Below are 2,201 nucleotides of genomic sequence, written 5' to 3' on the forward strand. Positions count from 1 at the left end.
CCGGACTTGATCCGGGATCTCGCCTGAGACTCAGCCCGAGCTCAGATCCGTCCGGAGATCCCGGCGTTCGCCGGGGATGACGAGGACTACTAACCGAGCGGCGCTGAATAGACGCCGGCGCGGTCGGCGATGATCTGGGCGATCTGCCGGGCCGCGTCCGGCTTGGCGACCTTGCTGCTCGCCTTGGCCGCCGCTGCCAGTGCGTCCGGGTCCTCGACCCAGCGCCGAACGGCGTCCACCACCTGATGCGGACGCGGCGCCCAGACCCCGGCCTTCTTCTTCACCACGTAGGCGACGTTGCCGTCCTCCTGGCCGGGCAGCCGGGAGTACAGCACCAGCGGCAGGCCCGCGATGAAGCCCTCGCTGATGGTGCCCGGACCGGCCTTGGTGACCAGCATGTCGGCAGCCGCCATGAACTCCGGCATCTGGGTGGTGAAGCCGTAGATGTGGTGCGGCATGTTCCAGGACAGGCTCTTCAGCCGGTGCTGTAGCGACTCGTTGCGGCCACAGATCGCGACCACGGTGGCCTTCAGCCGGGCCTCGTTGATCGACTTCACCACGGCTTCCATCGGACCCATGCCGTCGCCACCGCCGACCACCAGGATCACCGGCAGGTCACGGCGCCAGCCCTGCTCGTCGCGGAAGGCCATCGGATCGGCGGGCGGCACCCGGAAGCGTTCGGCCACCGGCAACCCGACCACCCGGACGTTGCCCTCGGGAATGCCGTACTCGACGGCCACCTCGCGGGCCTCCTTGGTGGGCACCACCACCAGGTCGGCGCGCCGGTCGAACCAGAACGCGTGGGTGGTGACCATGTCGGTGACCACCGTGATGAACGGGGTCGGGTTCGACTTCATGGTGCGCAGCACCCCGGTGTTCACCAGCGGATGCACCGACACGATGATGTCGGCCGGGTTCTCGCGGTAGAGCCGCCGGATCGCCCGCGCCACATAGGGGAACAGCGCCCGGATGACCGCCCGCGAACGGCGTTTGCCGTCCGTCGCCTTGTACGAGATCGCCCAGGTCTCGGGAAATTTCGTCATCGGCGGATACATCTCGGGCGCGTACCGCAGCGGCGCCGGAAGATAGTCGCGGAAGACGTCCACCATCTTGCAGTCGAAGACGCCCGGGTACTCCAGACCGAGTGCCTCGATCAGCGCAAGAGTCGCCGAGCGGTGCCCGCCACCGGTGTCGGAGAACAGGAACAGCACTCGCTTGCGTGCGGCCGGTACGCCCGCCATGGCCCTCCTCGTGGTGGCGATGTGTCGCACTCGCACGATACCGCCGAGAACGCCGCCACGTTCGAAGGACGCGCTTAGCCCGGATCCGGGCTTAGGGCTCAGGCTCCCCCGCCGAGGCTGGACCCGCCGTGGGAGCCGGCGCCCGGCGGAACCATGCCCTGGGTGGACTCGTCCGCCCGATGCCGTTGGGCGTATGCCTGATCCTCGGAACCGGCGTCGACATGGGTCGGGTCGAGCACTCGGCGCAGGAAGGTGCGGGTCCGCTCGTGCTGCGGGTCGCCGATCACCTCGTCGGGTGGCCCCTCTTCGACGATCACGCCGCCGTCCATGAAGATCACCCGGTCGGCCACCTCGCGGGCGAAGGCCATCTCGTGGGTGACCACCATCATCGTCATGCCGGACTTGGCCAGATCGCGCATCACCGACAGCACATCGCCGACTAACTCAGGGTCGAGCGCCGACGTCGGTTCGTCGAACAACATCAGCTCGGGATTCATCGACAGCGCCCGGGCGATCGCCACCCGCTGCTGTTGGCCGCCGGACAGCTGCGCCGGATACGCGTCGCCGCGATCTCCGAGGCCGACCTTGGTGAGGTTGTCCCGCGCGGTCCGCTCGGCCTCGGCCTTATCGACCTTGAGCACGCTGATCGGCGCGATCGTACAGTTCTCCAGCGCCGTCAGGTGCGGGAAGAGGTTGAACTGCTGGAAGACCATGCCCATCCGGGTGCGCAGGGCGTCGACATCGGCGTCCAGATCGGTGATCTCCTCGTTGAGGATGAACACCCGTCCGGCGGTGGGTTGCTCGAGCAGGTTCACGCAGCGCAGCAGCGTCGACTTGCCCGAGCCGGACGGCCCGATCACGCAGACCACTTCGCCGCGGTGGATGACCGTGGAGATGCCCTTGAGCACCTCGATCTGGCCGAAGCTCTTGTGCAGGTCGTAGATCTGGATCTCGTCGTCG

Annotated in this window: 1 protein-coding gene and 1 pseudogene; both read right to left on the reverse strand. The window is 67.8% G+C overall.

Annotated elements, in window-relative coordinates:
- Positions 1 to 89: 89 nt before the first annotated feature.
- Positions 90 to 1,241, reverse strand: coding sequence for a glycosyltransferase (locus Q0066_RS16545; RefSeq protein WP_298135001.1), 1,152 nt, complete (start codon positions 1,239 to 1,241; stop codon positions 90 to 92).
- 233 nt (positions 1,242 to 1,474) lie between these two features.
- A pseudogene (locus Q0066_RS16550) lies at positions 1,475 to 2,191 on the reverse strand (amino acid ABC transporter ATP-binding protein); the annotation flags it as partial.
- Positions 2,192 to 2,201 lie beyond the last annotated feature (10 nt).

This window comes from Micropruina sp. (assembly GCF_027492755.1).
Taxonomy (GTDB): Bacteria; Actinomycetota; Actinomycetes; order Propionibacteriales; family Propionibacteriaceae; genus Micropruina.